Origin of the sequence: Bacillus sp. LB7 (assembly GCF_030449715.1) — a bacterium.
GTDB classification, from domain to species: domain Bacteria; phylum Bacillota; class Bacilli; order Bacillales; family Bacillaceae; genus Bacillus; species Bacillus paralicheniformis.
In genome coordinates, this window is sequence record NZ_JASGCA010000002.1 from 24976 (window position 1) to 43172 (window position 18197).

Annotated in this window: 19 protein-coding genes; 17 read left to right on the plus strand and 2 right to left on the minus strand. The window is 45.7% G+C overall.

Annotated features, from left to right (window positions below; genetic code table 11):
* Window positions 1–19: 19 nt before the first annotated feature.
* Window positions 20–1357 carry a branched-chain amino acid transport system II carrier protein gene (brnQ, locus tag QMZ64_RS02655; RefSeq protein ID WP_243942648.1) on the minus strand — a complete coding sequence of 446 codons (1338 nt, stop codon included), beginning with the start codon at window positions 1355–1357 and terminating at the stop codon, window positions 20–22.
* A gap of 193 nt (window positions 1358–1550) precedes the next feature.
* On the opposite strand from brnQ, the gene QMZ64_RS02660 reads away from it, so the two are divergent.
* The 5 genes from QMZ64_RS02660 to QMZ64_RS02680 all read left to right on the plus strand — a co-directional run bounded on the left by QMZ64_RS02660 (window position 1551) and on the right by QMZ64_RS02680 (window position 6418).
* A complete protein-coding gene (locus QMZ64_RS02660) occupies window positions 1551–2696 on the plus strand; it encodes a cysteine desulfurase family protein (RefSeq protein WP_243942650.1) in 1146 nt (381 codons plus the stop codon).
* A 7-nt stretch (window positions 2697–2703) separates the two neighbouring features.
* Window positions 2704–3909 (plus strand): tRNA uracil 4-sulfurtransferase ThiI, encoded by a 1206-nt coding sequence (thiI, locus tag QMZ64_RS02665; RefSeq protein WP_065643627.1) that lies wholly within the window; start codon window positions 2704–2706, stop codon window positions 3907–3909.
* Between the two features lie 111 nt (window positions 3910–4020).
* A complete protein-coding gene (locus QMZ64_RS02670; protein ID WP_065643628.1) occupies window positions 4021–4233 on the plus strand; it encodes an alpha/beta-type small acid-soluble spore protein in 213 nt (70 codons plus the stop codon).
* Between the two features lie 133 nt (window positions 4234–4366).
* On the plus strand, window positions 4367–5965 hold the full coding sequence (gene mbcS, locus QMZ64_RS02675) for an acyl-CoA synthetase MbcS (protein ID WP_265627910.1): 1599 nt from the start codon (window positions 4367–4369) through the stop codon (window positions 5963–5965).
* Between the two features lie 24 nt (window positions 5966–5989).
* Window positions 5990–6418, plus strand: coding sequence for a MarR family winged helix-turn-helix transcriptional regulator (locus QMZ64_RS02680; protein WP_020452586.1), 429 nt, complete (start codon window positions 5990–5992; stop codon window positions 6416–6418).
* Window positions 6419–6687: 269 nt separating this feature from the next.
* Here QMZ64_RS02680 and QMZ64_RS02685 read toward each other — a convergent pair whose 3' ends face one another.
* A complete protein-coding gene (locus QMZ64_RS02685) occupies window positions 6688–7485 on the minus strand; it encodes an NAD kinase (RefSeq protein WP_243942657.1) in 798 nt (265 codons plus the stop codon).
* 193 nt (window positions 7486–7678) lie between these two features.
* Here QMZ64_RS02685 and sppA point away from each other — a divergent pair, with 193 nt between their 5' ends.
* The 12 genes from sppA to QMZ64_RS02745 all read left to right on the plus strand — a co-directional run bounded on the left by sppA (window position 7679) and on the right by QMZ64_RS02745 (window position 18169).
* On the plus strand, window positions 7679–8683 hold the full coding sequence (sppA, locus tag QMZ64_RS02690) for a signal peptide peptidase SppA (protein ID WP_301441122.1): 1005 nt from the start codon (window positions 7679–7681) through the stop codon (window positions 8681–8683).
* A 15-nt stretch (window positions 8684–8698) separates the two neighbouring features.
* Window positions 8699–9217, plus strand: a complete 519-nt coding sequence (locus QMZ64_RS02695; RefSeq protein ID WP_265625944.1) for an RDD family protein — start codon at window positions 8699–8701, stop codon at window positions 9215–9217.
* A gap of 124 nt (window positions 9218–9341) precedes the next feature.
* Window positions 9342–10025: a DUF2953 domain-containing protein gene (locus QMZ64_RS02700; protein ID WP_265625946.1), complete on the plus strand. Its 684-nt coding sequence runs from the start codon at window positions 9342–9344 to the stop codon at window positions 10023–10025.
* Between the two features lie 12 nt (window positions 10026–10037).
* Window positions 10038–10496, plus strand: a complete 459-nt coding sequence (gene ytfJ, locus QMZ64_RS02705; RefSeq protein ID WP_152848358.1) for a GerW family sporulation protein — start codon at window positions 10038–10040, stop codon at window positions 10494–10496.
* 137 nt (window positions 10497–10633) lie between these two features.
* Window positions 10634–11137, plus strand: a complete 504-nt coding sequence (gene tpx / locus QMZ64_RS02710) for a thiol peroxidase (RefSeq protein WP_265625948.1) — start codon at window positions 10634–10636, stop codon at window positions 11135–11137.
* 85 nt (window positions 11138–11222) lie between these two features.
* The gene (locus QMZ64_RS02715; RefSeq protein WP_265625949.1) at window positions 11223–12209 is read left to right on the plus strand and encodes a class I SAM-dependent methyltransferase; all 987 of its coding nucleotides are present in this window, start codon (window positions 11223–11225) and stop codon (window positions 12207–12209) included.
* A 229-nt stretch (window positions 12210–12438) separates the two neighbouring features.
* Window positions 12439–13626, plus strand: coding sequence for an acetate kinase (locus QMZ64_RS02720; RefSeq protein WP_243942672.1), 1188 nt, complete (start codon window positions 12439–12441; stop codon window positions 13624–13626).
* A 98-nt stretch (window positions 13627–13724) separates the two neighbouring features.
* Window positions 13725–14243 (plus strand): MogA/MoaB family molybdenum cofactor biosynthesis protein, encoded by a 519-nt coding sequence (locus tag QMZ64_RS02725; RefSeq protein WP_243942674.1) that lies wholly within the window; start codon window positions 13725–13727, stop codon window positions 14241–14243.
* A 193-nt stretch (window positions 14244–14436) separates the two neighbouring features.
* The gene (locus QMZ64_RS02730; protein WP_243942676.1) at window positions 14437–15648 is read left to right on the plus strand and encodes an argininosuccinate synthase; all 1212 of its coding nucleotides are present in this window, start codon (window positions 14437–14439) and stop codon (window positions 15646–15648) included.
* Entirely contained in the window at window positions 15645–17024 is a 1380-nt protein-coding gene (gene argH, locus QMZ64_RS02735) for an argininosuccinate lyase (protein WP_243942678.1), read from the plus strand. The genes QMZ64_RS02730 and argH overlap by 4 nt, the downstream gene beginning before the upstream one ends.
* Before the next feature lie 74 nt (window positions 17025–17098).
* Window positions 17099–17242 carry a hypothetical protein gene (locus tag QMZ64_RS02740; protein ID WP_020452574.1) on the plus strand — a complete coding sequence of 48 codons (144 nt, stop codon included), beginning with the start codon at window positions 17099–17101 and terminating at the stop codon, window positions 17240–17242.
* A gap of 165 nt (window positions 17243–17407) precedes the next feature.
* On the plus strand, window positions 17408–18169 hold the full coding sequence (locus tag QMZ64_RS02745; protein WP_301441123.1) for an SDR family oxidoreductase: 762 nt from the start codon (window positions 17408–17410) through the stop codon (window positions 18167–18169).
* Window positions 18170–18197: the final 28 nt, after the last annotated feature.

An 18197-nucleotide genomic window follows, 5' to 3' on the forward strand; every position in this document is an offset into this window, starting at 1 on the left:
AGCCGGTTTTTAGCAAAGATCAGCTGACTTTCTTTAATTTGTCTTTCGGCGAAGCGATAAAAAACGTCACAATGTAACCGATCACCGCGCCGATAACAGCCGGAATGACCCAGCCGACACCCATGCTGAACAGCGGGATGTTCGCTTTTAAGATATCGTTAACCGGACCCAGCGGAATTTTCGCCGCGTTTAATCCGTCGATGATGCTTAAAATTCCAGTCGGGATAAGGGCGCCGATATAGACTTCGCGCCGTTCAGCAAACAGCTTGTCAATGAATGAGAGCAATACGACGACGATCGCAAGCGGATAAATCGCCGACAGAATCGGTACTGAAAACGAGATGATTTCTGTCAATCCGAAATTGGCAATCACAAGGCTGAAAAGCGTCACGATGATGACAACAGCTTTGTAAGAAAGCTTCGGAATCAGCTTTGAAAAATACTCTCCGCAAGAAGAAACGAGTCCGACGCTCGTCGTCAGGCAGGCGAACAAGATCGCGATACCGAGTACGGCATTTCCAAGCGAGCCGAACAAATACGCGGAAGCTTTGGACAATATTTCGCCGCCGTTGTTGAGCGAACCGACGGTTTCAACACTTGTCGCCCCTAAATAAGCGAGAGAAACATAAACGAGTCCGAGACCGACTGCAGCGACTATCCCCGCTTTGATGCATGAAGCGGCGATTGACTTTGGATTTGTAACGCCGCGGTCTTTAATCGCGGTAATAACGACAATTCCAAATACGATTGAAGCGATCGCATCCATCGTTTTATACCCTTCTAAAAATCCGACAAACAGAGGTGCGGATTGATAGGCCTCTGTCACAGATCCGATGCTGCCCATCGGGGTGATAAACGCTTTGATGACTAATATCGCGATTACAGTCAATAATATCGGTGTTAAAATTTTACCGATGCGGTCAACAAGCTTGCTTGGGTTTAAAGCCAGGAAATAAGTGATTCCGAAAAATATCAGGGTAAAGATAAACAGATAAAGACTTGATGACTGTTTCCCTAAAAACGGCTCCACCGCTATGACGTATGAAACATTTCCTGTCCTCGGAATAGCAAACAAAGGTCCGATCGTTAAATAAATGCTGACGATTAATATCGTGCCGAAGACCGGATGGGCTTTGTCAGCTAGGCCTTTTGCACTTCCTTTTAGAGCAACCGCGATGACGCCGAGCAGCGGAAGACCGACGCCTGTCAGCAAGAATCCGGTGATAGCCGGCCAAACATTCTCTCCGGCAGCTTGACCGAGCTGGGGAGGAAAAATCATATTTCCCGCTCCGAAAAAGAGGGCGAACAGCATAAGTCCAATCGCCGTCGTTTCCTTAGCGGATAGTGAAGTTTTCATTAAAAAGAACCTCCTGATTTTTGTTTAAATTTTCTGTCAATTTATTTTCGTGATATAATATGACAAAAGTCCAAAGACTATTATATTTTAAAAATCAGAGAAGTCAAACATTTATTTTTAATTTTCAATTACAAGTTGATATGATAACATATACAGTCATGAAAAAGAACGTTCATTTTTAAAGGAGTAGATCATGATTTATCTTGATAATAGTTCAACAACAAAACCATATCCTGAATTATTACAAATTTATGAACAAGTAAATCAGCGCTTCTTCGGCAACCCGTCGTCGCTGCACCGCCACGGCATTGAAGCGGATCAATTGCTTTCAGAAGCGCGGAAACAGATCAAAACGGCGCTTTCGCTAAAAAGTCATGATATCGTGTTTACGTCAGGCGCTTCAGAAGCCAACAACATGGCGTTGAAAGGCGTTGCTTTGGCACATATGCAAAAAGGAAAACATATCATTGCTTCCTCCATTGAACACCCGTCTGTGACGGAATCTTTGGAGCAGCTGAAGACGGCTTTCGGCTTTGAGGTTACATATCTTCCTGTCGACGGCCGCGGATTTGTTTCGCTTGAAGATCTGAAACAAGCGCTCCGCAAAGACACGATTCTGGTGAGCATTATGCACGTCAACAATGAAACAGGCGTTATCCAGCCTGTGGAAGACATCGGCAAAATCGTAAAAGAAAACACAAGGGCATACTTTCACGTTGATCACGTTCAAGGCATTAACAAGGTTCCGCTGGACATCTCCGGGTCAGACATTGACCTTTGTACGATATCGGGCCACAAATTTCACGGCTTAAAAGGAACAGGAGCGCTCATTCTGAACGAACGGATTTCGCTTTTTCCTTTGATTTCCGGAGGAGAACAGCAGAACAACAGGCGTGCCGGAACTGAAAATACCGCCGGCGCTGTTACGCTTGCAAAAGCGATCAATATGTCAAAACAGGATTATAACCATTATATAGAAGAAATAAAGGCGGCAAAATCGGCTTTTATCAAGGAGCTAAAAGAGCTAAAAGGTGTTATATTAAATACGCCGGAAGAAAACAGCGCGCCGCATATCATTAATTTTTCCGTGCCGGGATTGAAGGCCGAGGTCCTTTTGCATATGCTAGAAGAGCGGGATATTTTCGTATCGACGACATCAGCATGCTCTTCAAAACAGCATAAGCCGAGCAAGGTGCTTTTAGCAATGGGAAAAGGTGAAGATGCAGCGGCAAGCAGCATCAGAATCAGCATGACGTACCGGGACAATCAGGAGCTTGTCGGCCCGTTTATGACGGCCTTAAAAGAAAGTTTACACAAACTAAAAGGAATTATGAGGTAGAGAGACAATGAATGAAGACTATATTTTAATCAGATTTGGCGAAATTTCAACAAAAGGAAAGAACAGAAAGCTTTTTGTCGATCGCCTGAAAAGAAATATCAAAATGGTCTTGCGCGATTTCCGCAACGTCCGTTATGAGTCAACACGTGACAGGATGACTCTCGTATTAAACGGAGAAGACGCGGAAGCCGTAATGGCCCGTCTGAAAAACGTTTTCGGCATCCAATCGTTCAGTCTTGCCGTGAAATGCCGGACAGACCTGGAAAGCATTAAAGAGACGGCGCTCGCGTCTGTTCAAGAACAATACAAGCCTGGAGATACCTTTAAAGTATCGACGAAAAGGGCTTATAAGCAGTTTGAATTAAATACAAATGAGATGAATGCCGAAATCGGCGGACACATTTTGCGCAACACAGATGATCTTACCGTTGATGTTCACTCCCCGGACATCCATTTGCGGATCGAAATTCGGGAAGATGCTACGTATTTGACATTCCGGGATGAAAAAGGTGCGGGCGGACTGCCGGTCGGAAGCGGAGGAAAAGCGATGCTTATGATTTCCGGCGGAATTGACAGCCCTGTTGCCGGATTCTATGCCATGAAGCGCGGGCTTGAGATCGAAGCCGTTCACTTTTTCAGCCCGCCATATACAAGCGAGCGGGCCAAGCAAAAAGTGATCGATCTCACTAAACGCCTTACGGCTTTCGGCGGAGACATCAAGCTTCATATCGTTCCGTTTACGAAAACCCAAGAGCTCATTCAAAAGCAGATTCCCGAAAACTATTCCATGACGGCGACCAGAAGGCTGATGCTGCAGATCGCCGACAAACTGCGCGAACGTCATAACGCGCTTGCCGTTTTTACAGGAGAAAGCCTCGGTCAGGTGGCAAGCCAGACGCTCGAAAGCATGTATGCCATCAACGCAGTCACGAGCACGCCGGTTTTGCGCCCTTTAATCGGCATGGATAAGACGGAAATCATCGAAAAAGCGAAGGAAATCGATACGTACGATATCAGCATACGTCCGTACGAAGACTGCTGCACGATCTTCACGCCTTCTGCGCCGAAAACGCGTCCGAAAAAAGAAAAAATCGAACACTTTGAAAGCTACACAGATTTCGAACCGCTCATCAGCGAAGCTGTGGAGAACACGGAAACGATTGTTTTGAGCAGCAAAGCGGAAACGAAAGATCAATTTGCGGACTTTTTCTAAAGGAATATTCGATCAAACGCCTTTGTCTGTTTTTGCATACAATTACCAAACATTCTTTGTATGAAGTCATGTGTTTTTACACAATCTATACTCACAAGGAGGTGAGAACACATGGCTCAAAACAACAGACAAAGCAGTTCTAACCAACTATTGGTTCCTGGTGCTGCTCAAGCTATCGACCAAATGAAATTCGAAATCGCTTCTGAATTTGGCGTTAACCTTGGAGCAGAAACTACTTCTCGTGCAAACGGTTCAGTTGGAGGAGAAATCACTAAGCGTTTAGTTTCTTTCGCTCAACAGCAAATGGGTGGAACACATCAATAATGAAAATTAAAAAGCAATGGATAATGGGTGGGGTTTAATCCCCACTCTTTTTTATGTTCTGCAAAATAGGCATTTCGGAATACAATTGTATGAAAGGATTATGTATAATAAAAAGATGGCACAAGACAAGGAGATGAAAGGGTTGAGAAGAGAAGATTTGATTGCGCCGGAAAAGTATAATGCGGTTGATGAAATTGAAAAATTTAAATCTTCCCGTGATAAAACCGCTTTGATCTGGGAAGATGAATCAGGGCGTCAAGTGTCATGGACATATGAAAAATTGATTGAAAAGGCTTACAAAATCGGCAGCATATTGACCCGTTCTGGACTGAAAAAAGGTGACAAGCTTATCGTGATGATGCCGCGGATCCCGGAGACGTATGCCGTCTACATGGCGATTTTAAAAGCCGGAATGGTGGTCATCCCATGTTCCGAAATGCTCCGGGCGAAAGACTTGGATTACAGGATCAAGCATGCCGGCGTCAAAGGAGCCGTCGTATATTCAGCATTTCTTGATGCTTTTCTGGATGTTCAAGCAAAAGATGAGCTGTCGTTATTTGCCGTCGGGGAAAGCAGCGAAGGGTGGATCAACCTGCTTGAAGAAATGAATCAGGCCTTTGCAGCGGATTTTCAAGCGGCTGATACATCACGCGATGACATCGCATTTTTATCTTACACATCAGGCACGACCGGTCAGCCAAAAGGAGTTGTACATACACACGGCTGGGCTTATGCTCACTTAAAAACGACAGCTTCCGCATGGCTTGATATTTCAGAAGGGGATCTCGTCTGGGCGACAGCGGGGCCGGGCTGGCAAAAATGGGTATGGAGCCCGTTTTTAGCAGTGCTCGGCAGCGGTGCAACAGGTTTTATCTATCACGGGAAATTTACGCCGGAAACGTATTTGCGGCTGATTGAGCGCCATCAAATCAATGTGCTGTGCTGTACTCCGACAGAGTATCGGTTCATGGCGAAAGTCAATGATTTGTCCCGCTTTGACCTGTCTTCTCTGCACAGCGCTGTTTCGGCCGGGGAGCCGTTGAACAGGGAAGTCATTGATACATTTAAAAAGCATTTTCATATTGCTGTGCGGGACGGTTACGGACAAACGGAGAGCACGCTGTTGGTGGGGATTTTAAAAGGAATGAAAATCAAGCCTGGCAGCATGGGAAAACCGACGCCTGGAAACCTGGTTGATATTATAGACGGGAATGGAAAGAGCTGTCCGCCGGGCGAAACGGGCGATATTGCCGTCCACTTAAGCACGCCGGCACTCTTTAAAGAATATTACAAAGATCAAGAACGAACGCTCCGCCAAAGAAGAGGGGATTACTTTATAACAGGGGATAAGGCGCGAAAGGATGAAGACGGCTATTTCTGGTTTGAAAGCCGCAATGACGATGTAATCATCAGCTCAGGATATACAATCGGCCCGTTTGAAGTTGAAGATGCGCTGATCAAGCATCCTGAGGTCAAAGAATGTGCTGTTGTGGCAAGCCCTGATGAAATCAGGGGATCGATCGTGAAAGCATACGTTGTCTTAAAGGACCGATCCCGCGGAAATGAACAACTGACAAAGGAATTGCAAAACCATGTAAAAGCCATGACGGCCCCTTATAAATACCCCCGGGAGATAGAATTCATCGATGAACTGCCGAAAACGCCTTCGGCGAAAATCAAGCGCTTTGAACTAAGACAGCGGGAAATCGCTCTTAAAACGAAAGCTGAATAACCACACAAGAGGGGGGAATATCCGTTGGGGCATGACTCACTCCGAAACATCGAGAAAGAAATCGCGCTTTTAGTCCGTCTGACGACGGCCTACAGTCCGCGGTTTGGAAGTCTGGACCGCTCGGAATATCTGCTGTTAAGCGAACTTGATAAGCAAAGTCCTCTTGCCATCAACTCGCTGGCTGAAACCTTAATGCTGAATCTTTCGACAGCGAGCAGACAGGTTGCAGCATTGGAACGGAAAAAGCTCATCAGGCGTTTTCCTGATCCCAACAACGGCCGGATCAGCCTTGTGGAAATGACTTCGGAGGGCATTGATACTCTGAAAAAAGTGCAAAAGGCCCGCTATCATGTTTACACGGAGGTTCTTCAAGACTGGACAAAAGAAGAACTGAGCACGTTGGAAACTCATTTAATCAGACTGAATCAGGATTTTAAAAAGTGGAGCAAATAAGCGGCTAAAGGCTGTTGATCAGACGATCATCAGCCTTTTTCTTTTGAATCAGTTGATTTATTGAAAGAAGGATGCATAATACAACTTGTAATATGAAACATACAAACCGAAAGGAGGAGCACTTTTGAGTCAATTCGTTGCGTCGATTCAAAATCCGTCCGCCAAAGTGCTGCCCGGCATGAATGCGGAAGTGAAAATTGCGTTATAAGCGCCCGCAAAAAAGAGCAGGAAGAACATCCCGCTCTTTTTTAATGAAAAGGTTTTCAAAATTATAGAAATGTCCGCCTTACTTTTTCCCAAAACGAATTGTCTTTTAATTTAATGGTTTTGATCATCTTGCCGGAGAGGCTGACTTCGACTTCTTTTACATGCATCGTACTGAAGGCTTCGTTATCAAGGCCGATGATCGGATAGTCGTTCCCGTCTTGGACGATTTTTAATGTCAGCTTTCGGTCCGCACTTAAAATAAACGGCGATCCGAGCGTTCTGTATGTGTTGTTGTTCAATGAAGCGAGCTCTGTCACCTGTATGCATGGAAGCAGCGGGTCGACGACGGCCCCTTCAACCGATTTGTTATACGCGGTGCTTCCGGTCGGAGTGGACACGATCATTCCGTCCCCGCGGAATGTTTCAAAGTGAAGATCATCAATATAGACGTCCATCACAAATGTTTTAATAATGCTTGAACGGATGGATACCTCATTCAGACATTGAAATCTTGTCCCGTCAACGGTTACATCGATCAGCGGATATTTTCTGACCTCGATTTGTTCAGAGTTTGTCGCTTCAATCATTTTATCGGTATCATGTATATTAAAATCCGCATACAAATGAGCTTTCCCCTTTTTTGCTACGCCTACGTACAGGCAGTCATCCCTGAAATTCGTCTTTCGAACCGCCTGCAAAAATGTCCCGTCGCCGCCGATGCTTGCGATAATATTGGCTTCATTGTGATGGTGAACGACGCGAAATCCGTGTTCTTCGGCAAGCTGTTTCAGTTTTTTGCACTGCTCGTCGGTTTCTTCGCTTTTTTTGTAAAAGAAATAAATGTTCCGGCGGTCTGTCACAATCATTCTCCCCTTTGTCTGTTAAGTTTAGATTTTTCTGCCATCTAACATGTATGTTAAAATGACCTGTGACCCTTAGTTTACCATGTCCAAAAACTTCTTGTATATGAAGCGGTATCATACTGAACTTTTTCTCTTCATATACGTACTAAGACATGCAGCTTTTTTTATTCAAAGGAGGAGAACAGACAAAATGAATGCGAAAAGATGGATCGCACTTGTCATCGCGCTGGGCGTTTTTGCGTTATCTGCGGTGGTGAGCCTTTTGCTAGCAGTATTTGACACGATGGGGAATGACGGAAAGATGCAGTTTGGCCTCAACGACACCCAGGAAGAAACGGTGCTTGAACAAGGAAACAGCTCAAGAAAAATCGCCGTGCTTGAAGTGAACGGAACGATTTCCGACAATGGCGGCGCTTCTGGCTTGTTCAGCTCTGAAGGCTATAACCACAGATCGTTTTTGCAAATGCTTGAAAAAGCAAAAGACGATTCTGCCGTAAAAGGTATTGTTCTGCGCGTCGATTCCCCTGGAGGCGGAGTATACGAGAGCGCCGAAATACATAAGAAGCTTGAAGAGATCAAAAAAGATACGAAACCGATTTACGTATCAATGGGCTCGATGGCTGCTTCTGGAGGCTATTATATTTCAACGCCTGCCGACAAAATCTTTGCAGCGCCGGACACGCTGACGGGTTCACTTGGTGTCATCATGGAAAGCCTTAACTACAGCAAGCTTGCAGAGAAGCTTGGATTGAAAACAGAAACGATTAAAAGCGGTGAGTTTAAAGACATCATGTCACCGACGCGCGATATGACGAAAAAAGAAAGAGAAATCATGCAGTCAATGGTCGATGACGCGTACGAAGGATTTGTCGATGTTATAGCTGAAGGACGCGGCATGTCCGAAAATGACGTGAAAAAAATTGCCGACGGACGCGTTTATGACGGCCGCCAGGCGAAACAGAACCATCTCATTGATGAGCTCGGCTACTATGAGGATGCGGTCAAAGCGATGAAAAAAGACCATAAAAACCTTGCCGGAGCATCTGTTGTCAGCTATGAAGAATCGGCCGGCCTTGCGTCGCTGTTTTCGATGACTGCAAATAAGATGTTTAAAAGCGAAGCTGATTTCTTAAACATTAAAGAAGCAATTTCTCAATCCGGCGCACCGAGACTCATGTATTTATACGCTAAATAGGAGGGGACCGAAAAAATGGATGTGACTTATGATGGAAAGGATCATAATGAATTATCACCGGACGCCGGTGTTTCCAGGGAAGAATCGGCCCCGCATGCAGAGCATGCCTATGCCGGTTTTTGGATCAGGCTGTTTGCCTTTCTGCTCGACGGAATTGTTATCGGCAGCATTAACAAATTAGCGGTTTCACCTGTTTTCAGCCTGCTGAATCTCCCAAAAGAATCAGGGTTTTTCACTTTTTCGCTTTATTCTTTTGTGACGGCGGCAGTATTTTTTGCTTACTTTGTCCTGATGACGAAATATTTTGGACAGACGTTGGGCAAGATGGTATTCGGGCTGAAGGTCGTGTCGCTTGTCCCGGAAAAAGGGCTGACATGGGATGTGATCTTGTTTAGGGAGCTTATCGGCCGCTATATCAACAGTTTATATGTTACGTATCTCGTTGCTGCATTTTCGCCAAAGAAACAGGGGATTCACGATTTCTTTGCGGACACGGCGGTTATTCATGAAAACCTGTATCGAAAAAAAGACTGAGCGTATCAAACCCGGCTGCTAAAAGACAGCCGGGTTTTTTGCGGCCTGGAATCAGCGGAACTCCGGCTATGTTTATTTTATTAAATTTCTTCCTATAATGCTTAGTATAAGAGGAAGTGAAATCATGATTTACATATGGATTGCGGGAGTATTCATTCTTTTGGCAGCGTTCATGATGATGAAAATCCGCATAGCGATCGAATATCTTCATACAGACGATGACGACCGGCTCACCGTCAAAGTTCGAACAGGTTTTGGGCTTCTGCGCTTCAAAAAGGAAATTCCGGTGATTAAAATCAATCAGCAGGATATGACCGTTGATGTGAAAGAACAGACGAATACGGCTCTAAAAAACGATAAAAAGAGGAGAAAAGTCGGCTATCGGGAAGTGCTCGATAATATGAAGCAAATCAAAAAATTGACGGAGCAGGTCATCAATCTGCAGCCGCTTATCCGCCGGTTTATGAAGCGGATTCACGTCACGAAGCTCGAATGGACCTCGGTTCTCGGCTTTCCTGATGCCGCTTTAACCGGAATCGTCACGGGAGGCGCCTGGTCTCTGAAAGCCGGCACGATGGCTCTCCTACATCAGCTTTTTTGCTTTGACAGCCAGCCGGAATACGAAGTGATTCCAGCCTTTAACAGCCGTTCCTCCAAAACGCATCTGACATGTATATTCCATTTTCGGGTTGGCCATGCTATAACCGCAGCTTTTAGAATCGTGATGAACTGGAAAGGGAAAATGCGCGGCTTATTTAAGCTGCCAAAAAATCTGTCAGGTTCAACAAAGAATGATTCATCAGTATAGGAGGAATGGAATATGGCTGAACATCCAATTCAAGGTTTGATGAAAACCGCAATGGAAAATTTAAAGGAAATGATCGATGTCAATACCATTATCGGAGATCCTGTAGAAACACCTGACGGCAGCGTCATCCTAACCGTCTCCAGAGTGGGATTCGGTTTTGCGGCTGGCGGAAGCGAGTTCGGCGGAAATAAACCGGCCGAATCCAAAGCGAGCGATGGAGATCGCGAACGAAAAGAATCGAAGCTCCCGTTTGGCGGGGGAAGCGGGGGAGGCGTATCGATTACGCCGATTGCTTTTTTGATTGTCGGATCATCAGGCGTTAAAATACTGCATTTGGATGAAAACACGCACGTCATCGATAAGATTTTAGACTCAGCTCCGCAAACGATCGAACGGATTCAGCATATGTTTAAGAAAAACGATAAGCAGAAGCAAAATATGAACCGCCAAAACCAGACGCCTCCATTTTAAAAGCTTCAGCTTTCCGGCCACAGAAGTTAACTGTTCCTGCAGCAGTTAACTTTTTTTGTCTCGGCCGGACTTAAGCTTTGCAGTTTGTCCTAAACTCTTTTATAGTAGAGTCATACATAAATGAAGGAGGAATGATGATGGCTTCAATTACATTTAAAGGAAACCCGGTGACACTGGTGGGTTCAGAAGTGAAAGTCGGAGACCAGGCGCCTGATTTCACGGTTTTGTCCAATTCGCTTGAGGAAGTCACGCTTCAAGACATTCAAGGCAAACCAGCCGTTATTTCGGTGATTCCGTCTATCGATACAGGGGTTTGTGACGCACAGACACGCCGCTTTAACGAAGAAGCCGCAGGCCTCGGTGCAGTGAAAGTGTATACGATCAGCGCTGACCTTCCGTTTGCACAGGCGCGCTGGTGCGGAGCAAACGGAATTGAAAATGTGGAAACATTGTCAGATCACAGGGAAATGTCTTTTGGGGAAGCATTCGGGGTTTACATTAAAGAATTGAGATTGCTTGCCCGCGCCGTATTTGTGTTAGATGAAAACGGAAAAGTCGTCTACACTGAATACGTGAGCGAAGCGACAAACCACCCGGACTACGACAAAGCCATCGAAGCTGCCAAATCACTCGTTAAGTAAATTCAACTCATAAAAGGGCTCCAGGTGATCATCTTGCCGGAGCTCTTTTCATGGCTTTGATTTTTTGATAAGGAGAGACATCATCATGCAAAACTATCCAGTCGAAACGATTTATGAATGGCTCGACAAAGGAGCAGAAGTCATCGCACGCGACCGGCAGATCCCTTACATAGAAGGATTGGTGGAAGCAGGTGAGGCATTCTTTACAAGTTCTGCGGACCGCGGGCTTTCCGAAAAAGCCGAACAAAACGTGAAGGATCTGCTCGCCCGTGCGCGCTTTTCAGAATGCAGCCATGAAGCGATCCGGAAAGCCTTCCAGCTTGCCATCCTGAAAGGCCAGAAAGATATTCCCCATCCGAACCGGCAGATGACGCCCGATACGATCGGTTTATTTATCGGATATCTTGTGAACAAATTTATGGGACCCAAAAAAGGATTGACGCTGTTTGATCCGGCGGTCGGCACTGGAAATCTGCTGCTTGCCGTCTTGAACCAGCTGGCCGGGGAAGCGGGAAAAGCGTTCGGTTCAGAGATTGATGACGTCCTGATCAAGCTCGCCTATGTCCAGGCAAACCTGCAGGAAAAAGAAATCGAGCTTTTTAACCAGGACAGCCTGCAGCCGATTTTTATGGAGCCTGCTGATGCGGTCATTTGCGATCTTCCCGTCGGATATTATCCTGATGACGAAAGCGCGAGTGCTTTCGAATTAAAGGCAGATGAAGGCCATTCTTTTTCACACCATTTGTTTATTGAACAAAGCTTGACCTATACAAAACCGGGCGGATATTTATTTTTTATGATACCGAACCAATTGTTTGAAAGCAGCCAAAGCGAAAAACTGCGCACCTTTTTAAAGGACAACGCGCATATTAATGCAGTGCTTCAGCTTCCGCTGTCCATTTTCAAAGATGAAGCACACGCAAAGAGCATTTTGGTTTTACAAAAGCATGGCGAACAGGCGAAAGCGCCTAAACAAGTCCTGCTCGCGCAAGTTCCGTCATTCTCCAATCAGGATGCGATGCTGAAAATGACAGCCAAACTCGACAACTGGTTTCAGGCTGAAAAAAGATAAGCAGATCAGAGAAGTTATATTCTCTGATCTGTTTTTATATTCAGAAAATAATAATTTCTTTGTGAAAGCGTTAACATATTGGATCGTGACTTGAAATGCACTCTTTTGAGTGTTTAAATGAGTAAGGCAGATATTTTTTGAATTTACTAAGAACGATTTTATACATATTTTTTATGATCCGGGTTGAACATAATGTCACCGGACTATAGGTAAAAAGGAGCGTCATTTTATGTCCAAAATTATTGCAATCAACGCTGGAAGCTCTTCATTAAAATTTCAACTGTTCGAAATGCCCAGCGAAAAAGTATTAACAAAAGGCCTTGTTGAGCGAATCGGGCTGGATAACGGCATCTTCACGATTTCCGTCAACGACGAAAAAAAGACCGAAACCACAGATATTCCGGATCATTCCGTAGCCGTAAAAATGCTGCTGGATAAACTGACAAAATTCGAAATTATTAAAGATTTAAATGAAATTGACGGAATCGGACACCGCGTCGTACACGGCGGCGAAAAGTTCAGCGACTCCGTTTTATTAACGGATGAAATGATCCATGAGATCGAGGAGATTTCAGAACTCGCACCGCTTCATAACCCGGCCAATATTGTCGGAATTAAAGCGTTTAAAGAAGTGCTTCCAAATGTTCCTGCCGTGGCCGTTTTTGATACGGCATTCCACCAAACAATGCCGGAACAATCTTATCTGTACAGTCTGCCATACGAATACTATGAGAAATTCGGCATCCGTAAATACGGTTTCCATGGCACATCTCATAAATATGTGACTGAACGCGCGGCAGAGCTGCTCGGCCGTCCGATTGAAGAACTTCGCCTGATTTCCTGCCACCTTGGAAACGGAGCGAGCATCGCAGCTGTTGAAGGCGGCAAATCAATCGATACATCAATGGGCTTCACACCGCTTGCGGGTGTGGCGATGGGTACGCGATCAGGAAACATCGATCCAGCGCTTATCCCGTTCATTATGGAAAAAACGGGTCAAACAGCTGATGAAGTCCTAAACACGCTCAATAAAAAGAGCGGTCTTTTAGGAATTTCCGGATTCTCAAGCGATTTGCGCGATATTGTCGAAGCGACTAAAGAAGGCAATGAGCGTGCGGAAACAGCCCTTGAAGTATTCGCAAGCAGAATTCATAAATACATCGGTTCTTATGCAGCGAGAATGAGCGGAGTAGACGCGATCATTTTCACTGCCGGCATCGGGGAAAACAGCGTTGAAGTCAGAGAGCGCGTTCTTCATGGTTTGGAATTCATGGGTGTCTATTGGGACCCTGCGTTGAATAACGTCCGCGGAAAAGAAGCGTTTATCAGCTATCCGCATTCACCTGTAAAAGTCATCGTCATCCCGACGAATGAAGAAGTGATGATTGCAAGAGACGTCGTCAGACTGGCTCACTAAAAGTAAAAAAACAGCCTTCTCTTTACAAGGAGGGCTGTTTTTTTATGCATCTTCCCCTTTATAATGAAAAAAGACTGTATAAAGGAGGCTGTCTAGCCATGAGTGTTGAGGAGCATAAAAAAGAAGCGCCGGACCGCGTCAACTGCAAAGTCATTACCGTCAGCGATACAAGAACGGAAGACACAGATAAAAGCGGCCGGCTTATGAAAGAGTTTTTAGCGGAAGCCGGTCATGAGATCGTTTCCTATGAGATTGTAAAGGATGAAAAGGAAATGATTCAAAAAGCTGTGCTGGAAGGCTGTCTTGATGACCGGATCGATGCCATCCTATTAAACGGAGGGACGGGCATTGCCTCTAGAGATGTAACAATCGAGTCGATCGTTCCTCTTTTTTCGAAAGAAATTCCGGGGTTTGGAGAGATATTCCGCATGCTGAGTTATACCGATGATATCGGAGCGGCTGCGATTCTTTCGAGAGCTGCAGCAGGTGTTATTCAAAACAAAGCCGTGTTTGCAACACCGGGTTCAAGCGGGGCGGTTAAGCTTGCAATGTCAAAGCTGATTGTGCCTGAACTTGCCCATGTCATCAGAGAACTGAGAAAAGATATGAAAAAGTAAAGCCGGAAAGCCCTTCGGCCGAACGCTGAATATGTACTGAACTTCATTCATAAAAAATGAATGAAGTTTTTTTTATAAAAAGGTTGAAAAAACCAGACTTCCTTGTTAAAGTGTATACATATTAAATGTATTTTTATTAAATAAAACTTATTTTTATACAAAAAGAGCACCGAGATGAGAGGAGTTTTTCAAAATGACGCAAAAGAAAAAAGTGGTTTTAGCATATTCAGGAGGACTTGATACTTCTGTCGCGATAAAGTGGCTGCAGGAACAGGGATATGATGTAGTGGCCTGCTGCCTTGACGTCGGGGAGGGAAAGGACCTTGCATTTGTTCAGCAAAAAGCGCTTCAAGTCGGGGCTTCTAACTCATATGTTATCGATGCAAAAGAAGAATTTGCGAAAGAGTTTGCGCTGACCGCCCTCCAGGCCCATACGCTTTATGAAGGAAAGTACCCGCTTGTATCAGCCTTGTCCAGACCGCTGATCGCCAAAAAGCTCGTCGAAGTGGCTGAGAAAGAAAACGCGCAAGCCGTGGCTCACGGCTGCACAGGCAAAGGAAATGACCAAGTGCGCTTCGAGGTGTCCATTAAATCGCTCAATCCGGATTTGGAGGTGCTGGCACCTGTGCGCGAATGGAAATGGTCGCGCGACGAAGAGATCGCGTATGCAGAAAAGCACGGCATTCCGATTCCGATCAATCTTGACAGCCCGTATTCAATCGATCAAAACCTGTGGGGCAGAAGCAATGAATGCGGAGTCCTGGAAGATCCATGGGCGGCGCCTCCTGAAGGGGCTTATGATTTGACGAAGCCGCTTGAAAAAACACCGGATAGCCCCGATGTGATCGAAATCGCTTTTGAAGAAGGCGTTCCGGTTTCCATTGACGGCGCTCACTACCCGCTGTCAGACTTGATTTTAAAGCTGAATGAACTGGCGGGCGCGCATGGAGTGGGGCGCATCGACCATGTTGAAAACCGTCTTGTCGGCATCAAATCACGCGAAGTGTACGAATGCCCGGGCGCGATGACTTTGATTAAGGCACACAAAGAGCTTGAAGATTTGACATTGGTAAAAGAAGTGGCGCATTTCAAACCTCTGATCGAACAAAAAATGGCTGAAGTGATCTATAACGGCCTGTGGTTTTCTCCGCTTAAAGATGCGCTTTCCGGTTTCCTGAAAGAAACGCAGAAGCATGTCACAGGCGTCGTCCGCGTCAAGCTGTTCAAAGGCCATGCGATCGTTGAAGGGCGTAAATCCGAATACTCCCTGTATGATGAAAAACTTGCGACGTATACAAAAGACGATGCATTCGATCATCACGCTGCCGTCGGCTTTATCGAGCTGTGGGGACTGCCGACGAAAGTAAACAGCATCGTCCAAAAAAAGGAGCAGATTAAAGCATGAAAAAGCTGTGGGGAGGCCGGTTCCAAAAAACACCGGAAAAATGGGTCGATGAGTTCGGCGCATCGATCCACTTTGACAAAACGCTCGTGAAAGAAGATATCGCTGGGTCTCTCGCTCATGCTTCCATGCTTGAAAAATGCGGCATTTTAACCGAAGCAGAAGCGGTCAAAATAAAAGAAGGCCTGACATCACTTTTGCACAAAGCGGAAAACAACGAACTCGATTTTTCAGTCGATTACGAAGACATTCACCTCAACCTTGAAAAAATGCTCATTGACGAAATCGGGCCGCTCGGCGGAAAGCTTCATACAGCCAGAAGCCGAAACGACCAGGTTGCGACGGATATGCACTTGTATTTAAAAGGGCACACAGAGCATATTATCGAGCTAATTACGGCTTTTCAACACGTGCTTATCGAAAAAGCGGAAGAACATGTGGAGACGATACTGCCGGGATACACCCATTTGCAGCGGGCGCAGCCAATCTCGTTCGCGCATCATTTGCTCGCTTACTTCTGGATGCTTGAGCGCGATAAAGAACGCTATCATGATTCATTCAAGCGGATTAACAAGTCCCCCCTTGGATGCGGGGCGCTCGCCGGAACAACATTTCCGATCGACCGTGAATATTCAGCAGGTCTGCTCGGGTTTGACTCGATATATGAAAACAGCTTGGACGGCGTCAGCGACAGAGATTTCATCCTTGAATTTTTAAGCGCGAGCAGCATTTTGATGATGCATCTGTCAAGATTCTCCGAAGAAATCATTCTTTGGTGTTCACAGGAATTTAAATTCATTGAGCTTGACGACACTTATGCTACGGGGAGCAGCATGATGCCGCAAAAGAAAAACCCTGACATGGCGGAGCTTATTCGCGGGAAAACCGGACGCGTATACGGTGATCTGATCGGCCTCCTGACGATTATGAAAGGGCTCCCGTTAGCGTACAATAAAGATTTGCAGGAAGACAAAGAAGGTATGTTTGATACTGTCAAAACGGTCGAAGGAAGCCTTGAGATTTTTGCCGGCATGATTAAAACGATGACAGTGAACAAAAATATGATGAAAAAAGCAACGGAGCAGGATTTTTCAAATGCCACCGAACTTGCCGACTATCTGGCGAAAAAGGGCATGCCGTTCAGAGAGGCGCACGAAGTCGTTGGAAAGCTTGTCTACACTTGTATCGAAAAAGGCATTTATCTCAGCGGCCTGCCGTTTGAAGAATTCGAAAAGGCAAGCGGGCTGTTTGAAGAAGACGTCTACATCGTGCTCGATCCGCACCATGCCGTCGAAAAAAGGATGAGTGAAGGCGGGACTGGATTCAAAAAGGTGGAAGAAGCCATTCAAAAGGCGAAGCATTGTTTGAACAATTTTTAACACTTCCCGATTCGATTCATAACTGTGCGGCTTCATACGCAAAATAGATTTGTGAATCGAAAAGGGGTGTGGCAATGAAACAAGATCAGTCAAAACACGCATACATGTATGATGCCGACGGTGATAAAGAAACCGTTCAGCAAATCTCTGATGCCTATTTCAGCGGATTTGTCGCGCACGATGACGCACAGCCGTTAGCTGATGCAGATAAACAATAAAAAGCTGGAGCCCGTAACAGCGGGCTTCAGCTTTCTTCTGTCCAGCGGCGATTGCAAATTTCCCGATGCTCCACATGTGATATACTCTGGTTTTTGTAGTAAAGTATAGGTAGATACATGCAATCATTTGCGAATACCTAGAACCAATGTCTGGGAGGGAAAGATGTGCGCCATGCGTTAATTACTGCCGGTTCAAAAGGTTTGGGGTGTAAAGTGACGGAAGCCCTGCTTGAAAAAGGCTACTCAGTGACGGTGAATTACAGGCAGGACGAAGAAGCAGTCAGCCGCCTCAAAGAAAAATGGCGGTCATCCCTTGACCGTTTACAGTTTGTAAAGGGAGATGTCACCAGAAAAGAAGACCTGCTCCGAATGGTGAATGCCGCTCTTGAGCGATTTGGAAAAATTGATCTTCTGATCAATAATGCCGGCCCATACATATTTGAACGAAAAAAGCTTGCAGATTATACTGATGATGAATGGTATGACATGCTTGAAGGCAACTTAAGCTCTGTCTTCCATCTGTTTAAAGCGGTTGTTCCGGTGATGAGGCGCCAGCGGTTCGGCCGCATTATCACATACGGATTTCAGGGGGCCGACCATGCGCCGGGCTGGCTGCATCGTTCCGCTTTTGGAGCGGCGAAAGTGGGGCTGGCTTCTTTAACAAAAACGATCGCCATTGAAGAAGCGGGCTCCGGCATCACAGCCAACATGGTTTGTCCAGGCAACATCGTCGGGGATATGAAAGAGGCCTCGATTTCAGAAGCGAGGGCGTCACTTGATGAGGAAACGCCGATCGGCAGGTCGGGAACCGGTGAAGATATCGCAAGGATCATCACTTTTCTATGCGATGAACATTCCGACTACATTACGGGAACAGTCATTGAAGCGACAGGCGGCTTGAATGTGATTAACCGTCATTCTCTCTAGACGTGCGAAATTAAAAAACAGGGGTGGA